A 17,504-nucleotide genomic window follows, 5' to 3' on the forward strand; every position below is an offset into this window, starting at 1 on the left:
GCATAGGCAGTTCATATAAAAAAGATAAAAGCGGTTGTTCTATACCGGTAGTTTCAATTGAAGCTTACCGGGTCAATATTATTGTTCCGATATCCTATTTGATTAACCAGAACTTCCAGTATCCACAATTCATATATCCATATATATGAGTTAAGGCTCTGATATACATCTTGAATTGCTGTTTTATTTCTTGCTAAAAAACTAACGCTATGCTTGCACCATTTTCTTCGCGACTATGTTCGCTACTATCTTTTTTAACCCTTGTATTTTTTATTCCATTAACTCTGTCAGCCCAGGATGTTACGATAAGTGGCACTGTAACTGACCAGACAAACAAAGTTCCTATGGGAGAAGTATCTGTGTCGTTGAAGGGTTCAACGATCGGTACAACCACCAATGCGAACGGTCAGTATTCATTGAAGGTTCCTTCATTGAAGGGCACCCTTGTTTTTACTACTGTAGGTTATTCCAGCCAGGAGGTTGACATCAACGGCCAGGCTGTTGTTGACGCCTCACTTGCATTGTCCAGCGCTAATCTTAATGAAGTGGTGGTTATCGGTTATGGAACAACAGCTAAAAAAGATCTGACGGGTTCTGTTGGATCTGTGAGAGCAACACAACTTGAAAATGAGAACCCTGCGAGTGTACAGGATGTACTCCGTGGAAATGTTGCCGGTCTCAATATTACTCAAACCAATGCTGCATCAGCAAAGGGTGGTGGTGATATACTGATCAGGGGTAAATCGTCTATAAGGGCAGGAACATCTCCGTTAATTGTCCTGGATGGTGTTATTTACCCCGGTCAGCTGGCGGATATAAATCCCAACGATATATTAACGGTTGACGTATTGAAAGATGCGAGTTCCGCCGCAGTTTTTGGTGCTAAATCTGCAAGCGGCGTTATATTGGTAACCACAAAAAAAGGAACAAAGGGGAAGCCTACGATCACGGTCAACTCGAATGTTGGGTTTAGCCAGCTTGCCCAGAACGAACAGCTATATGACGGGCCGGGTTTTGTATCCTGGAGAACCGATGTTCAGAAAGCAAGAAACTTTGGCAGTAACAAACTCTATATTTTTGACGATCCCAATAACCTGCCTCCAGGCGTTACGGAAGATCAATGGCGCGATGGAAGAACAGGCAACACAACTGATATCTGGCTGGACAGGCTCGGATTGAGACCAATCGAAATAACAAATTACAAGCAGAATAAAACGATTGACTGGTATGACCTGATGTTCCAGAATGGTTTCCGGCAGGATCATACAGTGAGTTTATCCGGTAAGAAGGAAGAGGTCTCTTATTATATGTCCCTCGGATATACTGATAACGAAGGGGTAATCATCGGTGATCGTTTTAAAACCTTCAGAGCACGTGTAAACCTTGAAGGTCGGATCGCAAAATTCCTTTCTGTAGGAGCAAATATTCAGTTCGCAGACAGGGACGAGAGCCAGGTTCCGGTTAACTGGGGCCAGATGGTCAATGCATCACCTTATGGAGAAATTTATGATGCTGATGGCAAAACCCTCAGGGAAAGTCCGAATGACGATCTTGGGAACAATGCCAACCCTTTTAATGATAACACCTATACAAACAGGCTTCAGAAAAACAATACTTTGTTTGCTTCGCTGTATGCGAAAGGTGACCTGGGTTATGGATTTTCATACCAGGTAAATTTCACACCCAGTTTTGATTTCTATAGGTATTTTAATGGTGTCTCTGCAAAACATCCTACCTATCGCGCGAGAAAAGGAATCGCCACCCGCACGACCGAAACAAGGTACAACTGGCAGGTTGATAACCTGTTGAAATGGGATAAAAGTTTCGGACAACACCAGATAAACGTCACACTCCTTGCAAATGCTGAAAAGTACCAGTCGTGGAGAGAACAAATAGACAATGAAGGTTTCGATCCAAGTGATGTGTTAAGTTACCATAACATCGGTATCGGTATCAGACCAATAGTGTCGAGCGACGATCAGTATAGTACGGGAACTGCTTTGATGGCAAGAGCAAACTATACCTTCAAGGATCGGTATATGCTGACAGCGTCTTTCCGACGTGATGGTTACTCGGCATTTGGTGAAAAAAATCCGTATGCAGACTTTCCGGCGCTTGCATTGGGATGGGTGTTTACTGAAGAAAAATTTATGGACGCCATCAAGGTCCTGAACCATGGTAAATTAAGGTTTTCCTATGGAGTGAATGGCAATCGGGACATACCGAGATATGAGGCTTTAGCCGATCTTACCAGCGGAAAATATCAGTATATCACAGCAGCCGGGGCAATCGTTCCTGTTTCGCAGCTTTGGGTATCAAGAATGGCAAATCCTGATTTAAAGTGGGAGCGCACAACTTCTTATAATGCAGGCCTCGACTTCTCTCTGTTCAATAACCGGTTAAGTGGTTCGTTCGATATGTATTTGAAATCAACGGCTGACCTCCTAATCCTCCGCACACTTCCTACAGTTATCGGTTTCGATAATGTATTGTCAAATCTTGGTGAAGTGCAGAACAAAGGTTTTGAGATCACGCTCACCAGTACCAACATAAATAATAAGAACTTTGTCTGGAGATCGACTGTTAACTTCTGGCTTAACCGCAATGAGATAAAACACCTTTACGGTCCGCAGAACCTGCTGGATCCGACTGGTAAGGTTATCGGTACCTACGAAAAAAATGATACTGTGAACCGCTGGTTTATAGGTCATGATCTTGATGCAGTCTGGGATCAGAAAGTGATTGGTGTGTGGCAGGCTAATGAGGAAGCAGAAGCTAAAAAATATAAAGTACAACCCGGAGATTTCAAACTCGAGGACAAAAATGGTGATGGTGTGTTGAATGATCTTGACCGCCAGTTCCTGGGATATCGCACGCCAAGATATCAGTGGACTTTCAGAAATGAATTCAACATCTACAAAAACTTCGATTTTTCATTCCAGTTGTATGCTATGTGGGGCCAGATCAATGATTATAACCAGGCAAAAAACAATGCTGGATTCCAGGATCGGCAGAACTCGTATATACTGGATTACTGGACCGCAGAAAATCCCACAAACCGCGCGGCAAGATTGTATTCAAGCAATGGCCAGTCATCTTTTTCAGTGTATCGCAAAACTTCCTTTATCCGTCTTAATAACATAGCACTTGCTTACACAATTCCAAAGGCCATTACACAAAAAGCAAAAATTGAAAGTCTCAAGATGTATTTTACGATAACAAATGTTGGATTTTATGCTCCTGATTGGGAATTCTGGGATCCGGAGTACAGGAACAGGGCGAGTGATGGGGCTATTTCCACAGCTATCTCCCCGAGAATATATCAATTTGGGATAAATCTTAATCTATAATCTTTCCAACTCGTGTATATGAAAAGTATAATTCAAAAGACAACTATAGCAGCTGCTCTCACCGTTGCATTGAGCGGGGTAGTGAGTTGTGGTAAAGAATACCTGAAACCCAAGCCTCTTTCCTTTTTTACTCCTGAGAACGCGTATACAGATGCTGCCGGAATGCGGGCCGCGCTGGTGGCCTGTGCAAGAAATGCGCGTATAGAGTATTACGGCGACAATCCGCCAATTCTGACAGAGATGGTTTTCTCTGAAGTAACCGCTGAAGGAACCACAGATAAATCGGGACCCGCCCAGGATCTGAATCTTTGGATAACGCCTGATGCTGCAACCGCATACGATGATGCGGATCATGCCCGTCTGCAGTTTTATTGGAGAGAAGGATACAGGGGGATTAAATATGCAAATACGGTAATAACCCGCATTGATGATGCTACTTATAAAAATGAAGCTGAGCGTAACGCCATTTTAGGATCTGCCTATTTTCACAGGGCACTACGCTATTACCGGTTAACTCACCAATTCGGGGATGTTCCTGCGGTCATGATTGAATATGATTATGCTAAGCTGGATTTCTTTTCAACTAAGAGAGAGGTGATACTTCAACGTATGAAGGAGGATCTTGAATTTGCCGCCAAGTGGGTTACAGATGGTGTGAACCGTGGAGAAGTGTCAAAAGGTGCAATAAACCATCTGCTAACAAAAATCAACCTGGCTTTAGGAAAGTTTGATGATGCCATCGCTTCTGCGTCTGCGGTGATCAACGGTGGAACATATGCGTTGATGCGGGCTCCGTTTGGTGCCACAAAACGGAACGTGATCTGGGATCTCCACAGGCCTGAAAATAAATCACTCGGAGAAAATAAGGAAGGTCTTTTTATGCTCATTGATCGCTTTGGTGATGGCCAGTTTGATGGAGGTATGCGAATCATGCGGCAGGCGGTTCCATATTGGGGTACCAATATTACTACACCTGACGGCAAAAAAGGAACCAATGACGCTGCTACTTCAACTGCAATTCCTGATTTCTTCCCCCAGTCCAACCTTTACGGGCGGGGAATAGGCAGGGCCAGACCTACCAACTACAGCCAGTATGATATTTGGACAGATCCGAATGACCTGAGGCATGCAAAAGGTAACTGGATGACCATGGAGGATTTGGTTTATAATGATCCTGCTCTTAAAACCACCAATAATCCATGGTATCTTAAGCCGGTACAGTTGCGGAGTGCATCAGGAACATTACTTTGCGTAGACACCATCAGGAGTTATTTTGGATGGCCGCAGTATAAGGTCTTTATTCCCGATACAGAGAATACCCCAATGCAGGGTGGTCACACTGACTGGTATCTTTTCCGCCTGGCGGAAACCTACCTGTTAAGAGCTGAAGCTTATTTTTGGAAAGGTGATCTTGCAAATGCCGCGGCAGATGTTAACCAGGTCAGGACAAGGGCGCAGGCCGCTCCGATTGCACCCTCTGCTGTTAATATTGGATCCATCCTGGACGAAAGAGCAAGGGAGTTGTTTTATGAGGAACCCCGCAAAACTGAACTTACCCGAATTTCTTACATATTTGCAATGACAGGCAAACCTTCAGAGACTGGTAAAACCTATAAGATGGACAACTTCTCTGATGTGAATTATTTTTATGACAGGGTGAAAGAAAAAAATAACTTTTACAAAAACGGATTGCGTACAATTCACAATGATCAGTATACGATCAGTCCATACCATGTGTTATGGCCTGTTCCTTCGAATGCGATCCAGGCAAATACATTGGGGGTTATCAATCAAAACAAAGGATATTTTGGATATGGTGGTAATGCACCGCCGTTAACCGAAATTCCTAAGTAAGCTCCGGGAATGTGGAGTTTAAAATTATTGATAAACCCGCTGCTAGCCCGGCGGGTTTTTCATATAACATCACACAAAGGTCAGATAAACTAAAAAAAATTCAAATGAAAAACGTGTTTGATCTCACTGGCAAAACAGTGCTTGTTACGGGCGGTGGCACAGGCCTGGGTCTCGCTATTTCGACTGCCATGGTTGATGCCGGGGCAAAGGTAGTCATCGTTGGTCGGCGCGAGGAGATGCTAAAAGAAGCTTGCGGATCGCTTGGGACGAACGCTTCCTATAAAGTTTTTGATATCGCCAATCTTGAACACATCCCCGCTTTTGCCAGGGAAGTTGAAGGAGAGGTTGGCAAGGTTGATGTACTCGTTAATAATGCCGGCATTAATATGAAAAAGGAGTTTCTTGACGTGACCGATGCTGACTTTGAATCCATCATGCGGATCAACCAGCAGGCGGCGTTTGCGCTTTCACGTGAGTTCGGCCGGTCGATGGTCAGCCGCAAGGGAGGTTGTATCATTATGATCAGTTCGATGGCCGCCAAATACGGAATCCCAAAAGTTATTTCGTATACAGCGGCAAAGTCTGCCGTCGAAGGTATGACGCGTGCGATGGCTGTTGATCTTTCGCCTTCGGGGGTCCGTGTAAATTGTATTGCCCCGGGGTTCATTGAAACCGCGATGTCGGCAAAAGCGTTGAACAATGATCCGGAGCGGAAGGCAAGGGTAATGGGACGTACACCTATGGGCTTTATGGGTAAACCTGAAGACGTGGGCTATGCAGCTGTGTTCCTGGCGTCCGATGCAGCCAAATACATTACAGGTGTCAGCCTGCCGGTCGATGGCGGTAATTCCATCGGATTTTAATACTTAAACTAAAATTGCTTCATGAAAATACATCCATTACAAGAAACATGGCGCTGGTATGGGCCAAATGATACGGTAACCCTGAGTGATGTCCGGCAGGCTGGTGCTTCCGGCGTTGTATCTGCTATGCACCATATTCCGCACGGCGAGCTCTGGCCGATGTCAGATCTGCATGTAAGAAAAAACGTTATTGAAGCTGCCGGCCTCGTCTGGAGTGTCGTTGAAAGTATACCGGTGCATGAAGACATCAAAACACGATCGGGCCGGTACAAGGAACTGCTGGAAGTGTATAAACAAAACCTTCGGAATGTCGCCGCCTGTGGCATTAGAACAGTCTGCTACAATTTTATGCCTGTCCTGGACTGGACACGTACCGAATTATATCATACAATGCCGGATGGTGCAAAAGCTCTAAGGTTCAGCTGGACAGATCTTGCCGTTTTCGATATACACATTCTTAAGCGAAAAGGTGCCGAAGCAGATTACACTACGGAACAATTGCAACAGGCTGAGTTGATCTTCAAAAAAGGCGATCCGCATTATCTTGATACACTGTCTGACAATATCCTTATGGGCGTGCCCGGCGAAGCAAGTATAACCACAGGTGCCCTGATCGACAGTATTGATATCTACAAGGCAATCGGCGCAGAGGGTCTTCGCGAGAATCTCGCTTACTTCCTGGAATCTATTATGGATACCTGCGAAGAAAATGGCATCAGGATGACTATCCACCCCGATGATCCTCCATTTGACATACTCGGTCTGCCAAGGATCATGAGTAAAAAATCTGATCTTGAATACATCCTCAACCGTGTCAATCGTAAGGAAAACGGAATTTGTTTTTGTACGGGATCCCTTGGGGCCGGGAGACACAATGATCTGCCGGATATCCTTCGTACAGTTGGCGACCGTGTTTATTTCGTTCACTTGCGTAATACAAAAAGAGAAGCCGATGGCAGCTTTTATGAAGCCGCCCACCTTGAAGGTGATACGGATATGTACGAAGTGATGAAAGAGCTGCTAAAGATCCAGGCAGACAGATCAGAGCCTATACCTTTCCGGCCGGATCATGGTCACCAGATGCTTGATGATCTTCAGAAAACAACTGCACCCGGTTATTCGGCCATTGGTCGTCTTCGGGGATTAGCTGAACTCCGGGGGCTGGCATATGGTATCACGGCGTCCTATAACCGAAAAAAACAATGACCATGTTTAGTGTTTGCCGTGTACCGGTATAAAGTACCCGGTCCATACTTTTGTGGTCTCCGGGTAGTATTCATCCTGAAGTGTCCAGGTAGTATTCATCCTGAGGTATCTGGGTAATATTCGCCTTGAGTTATCAGGGTAGTAGGTGTCAGGGTAGTATCTCCCGAAGTATCAGGGAGGTGTTCCTGTTTGACATTTTCGGGTAATTTTCTTCAAGGGGCGTTAGTGAATTCCCTTATGGGGTGATTGGGTAAAATTTCATATCAGGATATTCGGACTCATGAATACCATAGATTTGGGTCCCGTGAGTCTTATTCTATAAAAGTAAAAGTGCGGTCCCAACAGGAACCGCACTTTTTTTGATCATACTCTCAGTCAGAATACCTACTTCAACTAAGGTGTTCTTCTCCATCCGCCACCAATCAATGATAGCAAGAAGAGAACGATGAAAATGTAAAATAATATTTTCGCAATTCCGGCTGCACCAGCGGCGATTCCGCCAAATCCAAAAATAGCCGCGATAATTGCGATGACCAGGAAAATTATTGTCCAACGTAGCATAGTGAAAAAATTTAAGTGGTGATTAAAATGGATCAAAGATTACTGTGACATATTAAAGTGGATCGTGCTTCTTGCTCCGACGATACGGCCGCGGCTCAATTGGCATTTCCCAATTATTGAAAACTTGCTTATCCAGATATTTCCTGGATTTTGAAATCGGTTTTAGCATAGTACTATTGATCAACTCATCTACCTCCCTGCCACTCATTACCCGGAATTTTGCATCCGACTTTACGTGTTTGATTTTCATATGACTGGCGTTTGATCGATATGTTAAAATATAATGCCAATGCCAGCACGCTATGTTTTTGAAAAGTTGAGGAAATCTGTACCTACTTTGCCGAAGTCGCTGCTCAAATGGGGAATCAGTTTTTAACTTTAGACAATGCTTCCTCGCGAATCCATACTGATACCGATCCTTCGTTAGCATAAAATTCAGCCATACCATCACTGTTAATAACAATCTTGTCCGCCCTGTTTCCACATGCATCAACAAATGTTTTTCCTGCGTGGTGTTTCCCTGCCAGCATAGTTTTAAACCCTTCACTGCCGTTACTCATCAGCACAACACAACCGGACAAAGGGATTTCCCAATTTCCTTCCCTTACCCAGCCAATAGTATTCGCGTGGTCGAAGTAGTCATGTTGGTTGCCATAGCAAAGTTCCCGTCTTACAATCATCATCTCCCTGAGACCCGGTACAGCGTTTAACTCAATGTGAATTTCCTGGTCATCAATCACCTCGGAGTATTTGGTTCCGAAGATGCTTGGATAAAAGATACAGGGTAAACCCTGTTCACGTAGAAGTATAAGCGCATTTGCCAACGGTTTAAACCAATAGTCGACCGTTGATTCAAGAGACTGCAAAGGTTGTGTGTCATGATTGTCAACAAAGGTTATGCTGCAACCGGGCCGTCGTTGGGTAAGTGTATCATCAAAGATGTGCCTCATGTCATAATCCTTGCCTTCTAAGGAAGCGCGGTAAAAATTGTGATGTAGTGGAACATCGAATAAGCGGGTTTTGCCCCCAAGCGTATCAATATATTTTTCAAGGATCCCGACGTCTGTGCTCCAGTATTCCGCAATGCAGAAAATATCTTTTTTATAGTGGTCATTCAGAAAGTCCAGCCATTCATTAAAAAAATGCGGGGTGATATGTTTGACGGCGTCGAGCCTCAGACCATCTATTCCCGTCTGATCAATATACCATTTGCCCCAATGCTTTAATTCTTCGCGTACGTAAGGATTTCTGAATTCAATATCATTGCCCATGAGATAATCAAAATTGCCTTTTTCATTGTCAAGCAATTCCTCCCATTTATCACCATATTCATTCTGTATAGTATAGATCGAATTATGCGGTCCGGAAACGCCGGTAAAGCATCGCCAGTCCCAGATGAATTTTGAATACTTCCCTTTGCGTCCGGGAAACAGGAATTTAGTATATGCCTCAATCTGATGCTTTTCACCAATTAATTCATTACGATCCTCTTCATTAACCTGGTAAACATCTACCAGTTCCTGTTCATCACCGCCGTTTTTGTGATTCAACACTATATCTGCAATTACTTTTATTCCTGCTTTCTGAAGCCTCCTGATTGCTCTCAGGTATTCTTTCTTCGTTCCGTATTTAGTTCTCACTGTTCCTTTCTGATCGAATTCACCAAGGTCAAAATGGTCATAAACAGCATAACCCGGTTCATGAATACCCCTCCAGGATTTATATGCCGGTGGCAACCATGCATGGGTTACTCCGAGCGAAGCAAGAAAATCTGCCTGTTCTCCGCAATGGTTCCAGAACTGACCATCCTGTGAAATATACCAGTGAAAGAGCTGAAATATGGTTTCGTTTTTTGTTGTTCTCATTTTACTTTTTGTTATCACTCACATCCCGTCAAACCGGTAGTTATTATTACTCACATTTATCATTACACCTATTTATTATCACTTATTATTACACACATTTATTATTACACACATTTAATATCACTTATTATTACACACATTTAATATCACTCACATTCCCGTTAACCGCGGTAATGCTTATTTTCCCTATACCAGCTTTCGTTTGATTCAAAGGCCGCTGAATCATGTTACTGTACCTGTCATAACACCTCGTAACGGAAATGGTGAAGTGGTTTGCAGGTGTGTTGGCGAAATTTCATACAGTTATACCCGCAGGAGCCAGACTGTGGAAAATATTCTACAAAAACGACCCGGGACGTCTCGCTCCGGCTTCTCCCCATGTGCTAAAACCAAACCAAAACGCCCTCAGCGGATTGATTCCCTCATTGACAATGGCTTACACAGTTCTTGTTAGTTTCCCGGTATGAGAATTATGTCAGATGAGGTAGGTTAATCACTAGTTAATCACTCTAAACCTCCCCATATGAATAGTGGTATTTCCTTCAAATTCAATTTTGAGACCGATGACTTCTCTACGGCGCATGAGTTGTTGCCAAGAGTCTTAGATAGGATCAAAACACTACAGCAGTTTAATGCTGGCTATAAATCGGTTGAGTTGAGCCTGTTGAAACCGGGGCAAGGCAAGAAAACTGCTTGTCTGACAATACATGCCCATGACAGTGTGATAAGGGAAGAATCCAGGGAAGAAGCATGGGAGCATGCAATAGATATGGTCTTCAACCAGGTGGAAGCAACACATGATAATGCAATTAAACTCGACTGATAAAACAAAAACATAGTACATGGATATTACCAAACCACACCCGGTAAATGTTAGCAGTTCCGAACGACTGATTTCAGCTGCGGCAGGATCTTTTCTCGTGATCAATACCTTAACTTCCGACAAGTTCAGCCTGCTTAAATTGTTTGCCGGCGGTTATCTGTTATACCGCGGCATCAGCGGTAACTGCGCGCTTTATACTGCTGCAGGCAAACCTTCGACAATCCCGGGCGAAAATATCAATATCCGTTTACAGATGTTTGTGGCTAAGCCGAGGGAATCTGTCTACCGGGCATGGAGAAATCTTGAAAATCTTCCACTGTTTATGTCTCACATAACAGAAGTAAAGCCCGTATCTGATAACATTACAGAATGGACAGCGAAATTGAATGGAAACCCGATTCCCTTAAAGTGGCGTGCTTCTATAGTAAGGGATCTGCCTGACCATGAACTGACCTGGCGTTCGCTACCTGACTCGATGATTGATAACGTGGGGAAAATCGAATTTCGCGATGCGACCGAGGCGCCTGGCACAGATATCCATGTTACCATCAGTTATAAACCACCATTGGGAATTGTCGGAGATGCAGTCAGCTCATTTTTTCATCCATCAATAGAGAAGATAGTTAGAACGGATGTGTATTCTTTTAAAGAATTCATCGAATCAAACGTCAACTATTAATAAGGTTAGGCAGCAAGTTTCGGATAAAAGGTTCGGGAACAAGGATGCGGGTAATAATGCCCGGATGGCCGGATCATAATGCCAGGGCAATAAGATTTGGATATTCATGCGCTGGCAATATGGCCCGGGAAGTAACATTCTGAAAATACATTTTGGATAACATGTTTCGGACATTAAGTTTCAGATAAGAAGTCACAGACTATGCGATTCGGACAACAAGTTTCTAATACTGCAGTTCGGCAAAAACAAAAGGTTGACGATAGACTGACGTTTTAAGATTGAGCGGCAGGGCTCAGATTAATTCACGCTAAATCATTTTTCTTATGAGAGCTATATGGTCGGGAGCCATTGGTTTTGGACTCGTAAACATTCCGGTGAAACTTTTCAGTGCCACCCAGGGAAGCGAACTCAATCTTGATATGCTTGATAAAAAAGATCATGCAAACATCAAGTTTCAACGTGTGAATGCAGAGTCGGGCAAAGTGGTAGAGTGGAAAAATATTATCAAGGGCTATATGCTTAACGGAAAATATGTGATCCTCGATGAGGATGATTTTGCGAAGGCAAGTCCTGAGAAAAGCAAAATCATATCCATTGAAGAGTTTGTGAATGGAAAAGATATAGATAGTATTTATTACGAAACTCCTTATTACCTGGCTCCTGACAAATCCGGGGAAAAAGCTTATGCGTTGCTGAGAGAGGCGCTGGAAAAAAGTGGCAAGTACGGCCTGGGTACCTATGTGTTGAGAAACAGGGAACATCTTTGTGTATTAAAACCGCTTAAAAATGCCATCGTATTAAATACCATTCGCTTTGCGGAAGAGATCCGCGATGTAGGTGAGCTCAACATTCCAGCCGGCAAAGAAGTAAAACCCGCTGAATTAAAAATGGCCCTGTCTCTCATAGATCAGCTTACTGAAAAATTCGATATATCAAAATACAAGGACTCTTATACTGATTCATTGCTTAAGGTTATTCGTGCAAAAGCCAAAGGCAAGAAAACCGAGGTTCCGCAGTTGCGTATCGTGCATAGCAATGCAAGAGATCTTATGTCACAGCTCAAGGCAAGCCTTGGCAAAAAGGCTGCTCCCCCAAAGAAAACTAAAAAAGCTTCCTGAATATGAGCCTCGCCACTTATAAAAAAAAGCGAAACTTCCGTGAGACTTCCGAGCCACTTCCCGTGGTTGGCAAAGAGAGAGGTGCCAGAACCTTTGTTATCCAAAGGCACAAAGCAAGCCGGTTGCACTATGATTTCCGGCTCGAAGTAAATGGTGTATTAAAAAGCTGGGCGGTTCCCAAAGGACCTTCTCTTTACCCGGCAGATAAGAGACTTGCGATGATGGTGGAGGACCACCCGCTTTCATATGGCAGTTTCAAGGGTGTTATTCCGGAAGGAAATTATGGAGCGGGGATCGTTGAGATCTGGGATAAGGGCACCTTCGAACCTGAAGAGATGGACGATGTGTCTGATAAGGCCATAGAAAAGACCATCAAAAATGGCATGCTAAAATTCTCTTTAAAGGGTCGGAAGTTGAAAGGTAGCTTCGCACTCATAAGAATAAGAGGAGCCGAAAGTAAAAACTGGCTGCTGATCAAACACAGGGACCAATATGCCACTAAAGGCCCTTACAACAGTGAGGATGATACGGCTGAAAATTCTCCCATCAATAAATTTCTCCGGAAGCAGGAATCGGCCGAAACCGTGTCTGAAAAAAAGTCATCAAAAGTGAAATCAGGAACAGCGGCCCCGGCAAAGAAGAAAACCACAGCTTTGAAAAATGCAGCCGGGGTGAAGAACAAACCTACGGTTTTGAAAAATACTGCCCCGGGTAAAAAGAAGTCAGCGATACCTAAGACAGCCAGCCCTGCCACTAAGAAAAAATCAACAAAATCGGCTGCTGTAGCCTCCAATGTAAAAAAAAAGTAGCTCCGCCATCAGTGAGATCTTCTTCAACCCGGATAAAGGTCAAAGAATATATACAGCCTATGCTGGCAAGCCTTACCAGCGAACCCTTCGATGACAAAAACTGGCTGTTTGAAATCAAATGGGATGGGTATAGAGCTATTGCGGAACTAAAAGGTAAAGAGGTTAAACTTTATTCCAGAAACGGTATATCATTTCTGCCCTTATATCCGGCGGTCGCAGAGGCCCTCGCTTCATTAGATTTAAATGCGGTACTTGATGGGGAGATAGTGGTGCTCGACCGTAAAGGCAGATCAGATTTTCAAAACCTTCAACAATTTGCTTTATCCAAAGACTCGTCCCTTGTATACGTTGTGTTTGACTGTCTTCGCCTGAAAGGTAAGGATCTGACGGGCCTTGCATTAACTGAAAGAAAAAGACAGCTTCAGCAATTGTTACCTTCTTCTCATCCCATGATCCGTTATTCAGATCATATCCTTCATAAAGGAAAAGCCTTTTTTAATGCTGCCTCAAAAAAGAACCTCGAAGGCATTATTGCAAAAAAGGCGGATAGTTTATATGTTGAAGGAAAGCGTTCAAAGGAATGGCTCAAAGTTAAACACCACAATACGGAAGAGGCGGTAATTGCGGGGTACACATCCCCACAGGGGAGCCGCCAACATTTTGGGGCACTGATCCTGGCCGTACGCAAAAACAAAGGCTGGAAATATATCGGGCATACCGGCACTGGTTTTACCCATAAGATCCTCGCTGAAGTTTACCAAAAGCTGCAGCCCCACATCCGTTCAACAAGTCCCTTCACAGAGAAAGTGAAGGTTAATGGTAAGGTCACCTGGGTTGACCCGGTACTTGTTGCTAATCTCAAGTTTACTGAAAAAACCAGGGACGGAATGCTAAGGCACCCGGTTTTCCAGGGTTTAAGAATCGACAAAACTGCCCGTGAGACCGGCCAAAAAGGACACTAAAATGTTGCTATGTCAAAAGAGAAGCTCATCAAAATCGGTGGAAGAGAGTTAATGGTTACTAACCAGGACAAAATCTATTTCCCCGATGAAAAGATAACCAAGGGACAGGTACTGGAGTATTATCAAAAAGTATATAAATACATTAGTCGATATCTGAAAGACAGACCGCAATCATTAAGACGTAATCCGAATGGAATTAACGACGGCGGTTTTTTTCATAAGGATGCCGGGGATCTTGCTCCATCGTGGATGAAAACAGTAAAGATCAATTCCGGGTCGGAGGGTAAAAAGATCGATTACCTGGTCTGTAATGAAAAAGCAGCTTTGGCTTTCATGAACAACCTGGGCTGTATCGAAATCAATCCATGGAATTCCAGTCTTGGCAGTATCAACAAACCGGATTACCTGATCATGGACATCGATCCATCGGACAATAATACTTTTGAACAGGTAATTGACACCGCTCTTGTTATTAAAGAACTGCTTGATAAAGCCGGGGCAAAATCATACTGTAAAACATCCGGGTCCACCGGCCTTCACATTTATATTCCATTGAAGGCTCAATACACCTACCTCCAGATCAGGAAGTTCGCAAAAGGGCTCGCAACGTTAACCCAACAGCAACTGCCGGAAACTACCACCATCGAACGTCCTTTAAACAAAAGAAGGGGAAGGATTTATGTTGATTACCTGCAAAACAGGCGCGGCCAGACACTTGCCTGTGCCTATAGCCTCCGGCCAAAACCGGGGGCAACTGTTTCAGCACCTCTCGAATGGAAAGAGGTGAAACGGGGATTGACTATCCGCCAATTCGATATGTTTAATATATTTAAAAGACTCGAGAAGAAAGGTGATCTTTTCACCGGAACGCTTACAGGGAAGACCGATCTTAAAAAATGTTCAAAGGAACTGGGAATTTATTAGGCGGTCATCCGAAGAAGTGATTTGGCCTTTTCCACTCCGGCGGGAGTGATGCTGATGGCAATCGATCCAAGTTGCCTGATGATGATCAGCTGCTCCATGGCAAGAAGTTCCAGGTGCGTTTTGATATCATCCCATCCAAACATCTGCCTTACTATTATCTCTCTTGTATTACACAGGTAGGTGTGAGGACGGGAATCCTCCTTCACTATGTTATAAATTGTTTGTAGAGTATAGTATTGTTGCTCCATAATGATGTTGATAAATATACGTAGGAAAAATACGATTGTTGCCAGAAGTTATGCACATGAGCGTCTGAATTTTGGAATCTTTAACGACAAGATCCGGATGGTTTTAAGACATCAAAAACCCTGAATAAAGTATCGGCTGCCAGAGCATTTTTCAGACGTTCCGACCAACTCCCTGAACGCAATACTGCAAATTAACGGCCATTGAATTAGAGACGGTCGGCCCAAAGGACCCGCTTTTTTTATCACGAAAGCCCTGACGAACCCGCATTTTGTTTAGCCGGAAAACCCGCGACGAACCCTTTTTCTGACCAGGGCTATTGGTTTTCCGGGGATTTAACCATATTTTTAGTGAAAGGCCCACGTACCTGGGCAATTAAGCGCTTCCATTTCCGTTGAATTATCTTTTCCCATTCACCACTGAAAGTTGTACAGAAGATGAGATTCAAGTTCAATAACGGATTTATTATGTCGCTCCTTACCGTAATGCTCCTGTGTTCAGGCAACGCGGTGCTGGCAGGTGATAAAGATTCTGCGGACAATGCCAATCTCAAAAAGCTGAAGCCTTCCGGTGTCAATGGTTCTCCAAAAACGGCTATGGCCCTCATGGCGATCTACGACAGCCTCCACCTTGACGAACTGGGTTTGAATCCTAAAGTCTTCAGGATGGCGCTCAAGGGGATGGAAAGATTACGGAAAGCAGGCAAACTCACCAACGACCGAATACTTTCCATTGTTGACTTTAGCCAGCCAAGTGTACAGAAACGATTATATGTGATTGATATGGAGAACTGTGTTCTCTTGTATAACACACTGGTTGCCCATGGTATGAAGTCTGGCAAGGAAAAGGCAATGTCTTTTTCCAATAAACCCTCATCCTATAAGAGCAGTCTTGGTTTCTACGTCACCGACCGTACTTACAACGGAAGCAATGGTTATTCACTGCGCCTCCAGGGATGTGAAAAAGGATTCAATGACAATGCAGCAAAAAGGGGAATTGTGATCCATGGCGCAGATTACGTGAACGAAGAATATATACAGTCCCAGGGTTATATAGGCCGTAGCCAGGGTTGCCCGGCACTGGCACCTTCACTGAGCAAGCCATTAATTGATGATATCAAGGATGGCACCTGTCTCTTCATCTATCATCCGAATCAACTCTATCTGTCCAGGTCCAGCCTCGTTAAATAAGCTACGACGGGAAATCTCTGAATATCAATCTTTCATGTAATTATCGATTATCTTTGATGATCAATTATCGATTATGCTAAAGGTTGGAGTATTTGGCGTCGGTCACCTTGGAAAGTTTCACTTGAACAATTGGAAAGAAATAAACCAGGTTGAACTGGTTGGTTTTTATGATCCCAATGATGATGCCGCGCAGGACGTGATTGGCAAATACCAGATCCCACGATTCCTGGACCCCGAACGCCTGATGGATGTTGTTGATGCTGTCGACATCGTTGCGCCAACCAATTTTCACTTTGGCTTGTGTAAACTGGCTATCCGCAAAGGAAAACACGTATTTGTTGAGAAACCGCTTGCCAATACCATGGACGAAGCCAGGGAACTCGTCAAACTCGTAAAGGAATCAAACATCAAGTTCCAGGTAGGACACGTTGAACGCTTCAACCCCGCCTTTCTTGCAGTACAGGACATCGAGCTTAATCCAATGTTCATTGAAGTGCACCGCCTGGCGCAATTTAATCCCCGTGGCACGGAGGTGAGTGTTATCCTTGACCTCATGATCCATGATATCGATATTATTCTCAAACTCGTTAAAAGCGAGGTCAAACATATTTCTGCCAGCGGAGTAGCAGTTATGACGGATACACCGGATATTGCGAATGTGAGGGTTGAATTCAACAATGGCTGCGTGGCCAATCTGACATCGAGCCGGATATCCATGAAGAAGATGAGAAAGGTGAGAGTCTTTCAAAAAGACGCCTATATAGGCATCGATTTCCTGAACAAGAAAACGGAGGTTATCAAGCTCAAGACCCCCCAGGACCTGGATGCATTTTCATTTGAGCTCGACCTTCCTAACGGCGGCAAAAAATCTATTGCTATTCTCAACCCCCAGGTGCCTGAGGTGAATGCGATAAAACTCGAGCTGGAGAAATTCCGGGATGCTATTCTGAACAATACACCAACTATCGTTTCCGAGGTAGATGGGTATCGCGCAATGGACGTAGCCCACCAGATTCTCGAAAAGATAAAAAATAATACAATCGCATCCTGATAT

Annotated in this window: 16 protein-coding genes; 12 read left to right on the top strand and 4 right to left on the bottom strand. The window is 43.9% G+C overall.

What is annotated here, in order from left to right; translation table 11 throughout:
- Window positions 1–209 precede the first annotated feature (209 nt).
- The 4 genes from ACX0G7_RS17300 to uxuA all read left to right on the top strand — a co-directional run bounded on the left by ACX0G7_RS17300 (window position 210) and on the right by uxuA (window position 7,273).
- Window positions 210–3,350 (top strand): SusC/RagA family TonB-linked outer membrane protein, encoded by a 3,141-nt coding sequence (locus ACX0G7_RS17300; RefSeq protein WP_458924767.1) that lies wholly within the window; start codon window positions 210–212, stop codon window positions 3,348–3,350.
- 18 nt (window positions 3,351–3,368) lie between these two features.
- A complete protein-coding gene (locus tag ACX0G7_RS17305) occupies window positions 3,369–5,204 on the top strand; it encodes a RagB/SusD family nutrient uptake outer membrane protein (protein ID WP_458924768.1) in 1,836 nt (611 codons plus the stop codon).
- A 104-nt stretch (window positions 5,205–5,308) separates the two neighbouring features.
- The gene (locus tag ACX0G7_RS17310; protein WP_458924769.1) at window positions 5,309–6,067 is read left to right on the top strand and encodes an SDR family NAD(P)-dependent oxidoreductase; all 759 of its coding nucleotides are present in this window, start codon (window positions 5,309–5,311) and stop codon (window positions 6,065–6,067) included.
- Between the two features lie 21 nt (window positions 6,068–6,088).
- A complete protein-coding gene (gene uxuA / locus ACX0G7_RS17315) occupies window positions 6,089–7,273 on the top strand; it encodes a mannonate dehydratase (protein ID WP_458924770.1) in 1,185 nt (394 codons plus the stop codon).
- A 393-nt stretch (window positions 7,274–7,666) separates the two neighbouring features.
- On the opposite strand, the gene ACX0G7_RS17320 is transcribed toward uxuA, so the two are convergent.
- From ACX0G7_RS17320 to ACX0G7_RS17330, 3 genes are all read right to left on the bottom strand, one after another.
- Window positions 7,667–7,834, bottom strand: coding sequence for a DUF1328 family protein (locus ACX0G7_RS17320; RefSeq protein WP_458924771.1), 168 nt, complete (start codon window positions 7,832–7,834; stop codon window positions 7,667–7,669).
- Between the two features lie 52 nt (window positions 7,835–7,886).
- Window positions 7,887–8,084 carry a hypothetical protein gene (locus ACX0G7_RS17325; protein WP_458924772.1) on the bottom strand — a complete coding sequence of 66 codons (198 nt, stop codon included), beginning with the start codon at window positions 8,082–8,084 and terminating at the stop codon, window positions 7,887–7,889.
- A 115-nt stretch (window positions 8,085–8,199) separates the two neighbouring features.
- Complete coding sequence (locus ACX0G7_RS17330) at window positions 8,200–9,699, bottom strand: alpha-amylase (protein ID WP_458924773.1); 1,500 nt, start codon at window positions 9,697–9,699, stop codon at window positions 8,200–8,202.
- A gap of 523 nt (window positions 9,700–10,222) precedes the next feature.
- On the opposite strand from ACX0G7_RS17330, the gene ACX0G7_RS17335 reads away from it, so the two are divergent.
- The 6 genes from ACX0G7_RS17335 (at window position 10,223) to ligD (ACX0G7_RS17360) (ending at window position 15,014) form a co-directional block, all read left to right on the top strand.
- A complete protein-coding gene (locus ACX0G7_RS17335; protein WP_458924774.1) occupies window positions 10,223–10,522 on the top strand; it encodes a hypothetical protein in 300 nt (99 codons plus the stop codon).
- Window positions 10,523–10,541: 19 nt separating this feature from the next.
- On the top strand, window positions 10,542–11,201 hold the full coding sequence (locus ACX0G7_RS17340) for an SRPBCC family protein (protein WP_458924775.1): 660 nt from the start codon (window positions 10,542–10,544) through the stop codon (window positions 11,199–11,201).
- Window positions 11,202–11,524: 323 nt separating this feature from the next.
- Window positions 11,525–12,319 (top strand): non-homologous end joining protein Ku, encoded by a 795-nt coding sequence (ku, locus tag ACX0G7_RS17345; RefSeq protein WP_458924776.1) that lies wholly within the window; start codon window positions 11,525–11,527, stop codon window positions 12,317–12,319.
- A 2-nt stretch (window positions 12,320–12,321) separates the two neighbouring features.
- Window positions 12,322–13,128, top strand: coding sequence for a DNA polymerase ligase N-terminal domain-containing protein (locus ACX0G7_RS17350; protein ID WP_458924777.1), 807 nt, complete (start codon window positions 12,322–12,324; stop codon window positions 13,126–13,128).
- Window positions 13,129–13,139: 11 nt separating this feature from the next.
- Complete coding sequence (gene ligD, locus ACX0G7_RS17355) at window positions 13,140–14,090, top strand: non-homologous end-joining DNA ligase (RefSeq protein WP_458924778.1); 951 nt, start codon at window positions 13,140–13,142, stop codon at window positions 14,088–14,090.
- A gap of 9 nt (window positions 14,091–14,099) precedes the next feature.
- Window positions 14,100–15,014, top strand: a complete 915-nt coding sequence (gene ligD, locus ACX0G7_RS17360) for a non-homologous end-joining DNA ligase (protein ID WP_458924779.1) — start codon at window positions 14,100–14,102, stop codon at window positions 15,012–15,014.
- Here ligD (ACX0G7_RS17360) and ACX0G7_RS17365 read toward each other — a convergent pair.
- Window positions 15,011–15,262 (bottom strand): hypothetical protein, encoded by a 252-nt coding sequence (locus tag ACX0G7_RS17365; RefSeq protein ID WP_458924780.1) that lies wholly within the window; start codon window positions 15,260–15,262, stop codon window positions 15,011–15,013. The two genes, ligD (ACX0G7_RS17360) and ACX0G7_RS17365, sit on opposite strands and share 4 nt — an antisense overlap.
- A gap of 435 nt (window positions 15,263–15,697) precedes the next feature.
- On the opposite strand from ACX0G7_RS17365, the gene ACX0G7_RS17370 reads away from it, so the two are divergent.
- Both ACX0G7_RS17370 and ACX0G7_RS17375 read left to right on the top strand, forming a co-directional pair.
- Window positions 15,698–16,450 (top strand): murein L,D-transpeptidase catalytic domain family protein, encoded by a 753-nt coding sequence (locus ACX0G7_RS17370; protein WP_458924781.1) that lies wholly within the window; start codon window positions 15,698–15,700, stop codon window positions 16,448–16,450.
- Between the two features lie 73 nt (window positions 16,451–16,523).
- Complete coding sequence (locus ACX0G7_RS17375) at window positions 16,524–17,501, top strand: Gfo/Idh/MocA family protein (protein ID WP_458924782.1); 978 nt, start codon at window positions 16,524–16,526, stop codon at window positions 17,499–17,501.
- Window positions 17,502–17,504 lie beyond the last annotated feature (3 nt).

Source organism: Flavitalea antarctica (assembly GCF_054461535.1).

What these genes read in the sequence shown, in the direction of transcription:
- ligD (WP_458924779.1), top strand. Translation starts at nt 14,100, where the DNA reads ATGTCAAAAGAGAAGCTCATCAAAATCGGTGGAAGAGAGTTAATGGTT.
- ACX0G7_RS17325 (WP_458924772.1), bottom strand. Translation starts at nt 8,084, where the DNA reads ATGAAAATCAAACACGTAAAGTCGGATGCAAAATTCCGGGTAATGAGT.
- ku (WP_458924776.1), top strand. Translation starts at nt 11,525, where the DNA reads ATGAGAGCTATATGGTCGGGAGCCATTGGTTTTGGACTCGTAAACATT.
- ACX0G7_RS17365 (WP_458924780.1), bottom strand. Translation starts at nt 15,262, where the DNA reads ATGGAGCAACAATACTATACTCTACAAACAATTTATAACATAGTGAAG.
- ACX0G7_RS17340 (WP_458924775.1), top strand. Translation starts at nt 10,542, where the DNA reads ATGGATATTACCAAACCACACCCGGTAAATGTTAGCAGTTCCGAACGA.
- ACX0G7_RS17305 (WP_458924768.1), top strand. Translation starts at nt 3,369, where the DNA reads ATGAAAAGTATAATTCAAAAGACAACTATAGCAGCTGCTCTCACCGTT.
- ACX0G7_RS17350 (WP_458924777.1), top strand. Translation starts at nt 12,322, where the DNA reads ATGAGCCTCGCCACTTATAAAAAAAAGCGAAACTTCCGTGAGACTTCC.
- ACX0G7_RS17320 (WP_458924771.1), bottom strand. Translation starts at nt 7,834, where the DNA reads ATGCTACGTTGGACAATAATTTTCCTGGTCATCGCAATTATCGCGGCT.
- ACX0G7_RS17335 (WP_458924774.1), top strand. Translation starts at nt 10,223, where the DNA reads ATGAATAGTGGTATTTCCTTCAAATTCAATTTTGAGACCGATGACTTC.
- ACX0G7_RS17330 (WP_458924773.1), bottom strand. Translation starts at nt 9,699, where the DNA reads ATGAGAACAACAAAAAACGAAACCATATTTCAGCTCTTTCACTGGTAT.
- uxuA (WP_458924770.1), top strand. Translation starts at nt 6,089, where the DNA reads ATGAAAATACATCCATTACAAGAAACATGGCGCTGGTATGGGCCAAAT.
- ACX0G7_RS17300 (WP_458924767.1), top strand. Translation starts at nt 210, where the DNA reads ATGCTTGCACCATTTTCTTCGCGACTATGTTCGCTACTATCTTTTTTA.
- ACX0G7_RS17370 (WP_458924781.1), top strand. Translation starts at nt 15,698, where the DNA reads ATGAGATTCAAGTTCAATAACGGATTTATTATGTCGCTCCTTACCGTA.
- ACX0G7_RS17310 (WP_458924769.1), top strand. Translation starts at nt 5,309, where the DNA reads ATGAAAAACGTGTTTGATCTCACTGGCAAAACAGTGCTTGTTACGGGC.
- ACX0G7_RS17375 (WP_458924782.1), top strand. Translation starts at nt 16,524, where the DNA reads ATGCTAAAGGTTGGAGTATTTGGCGTCGGTCACCTTGGAAAGTTTCAC.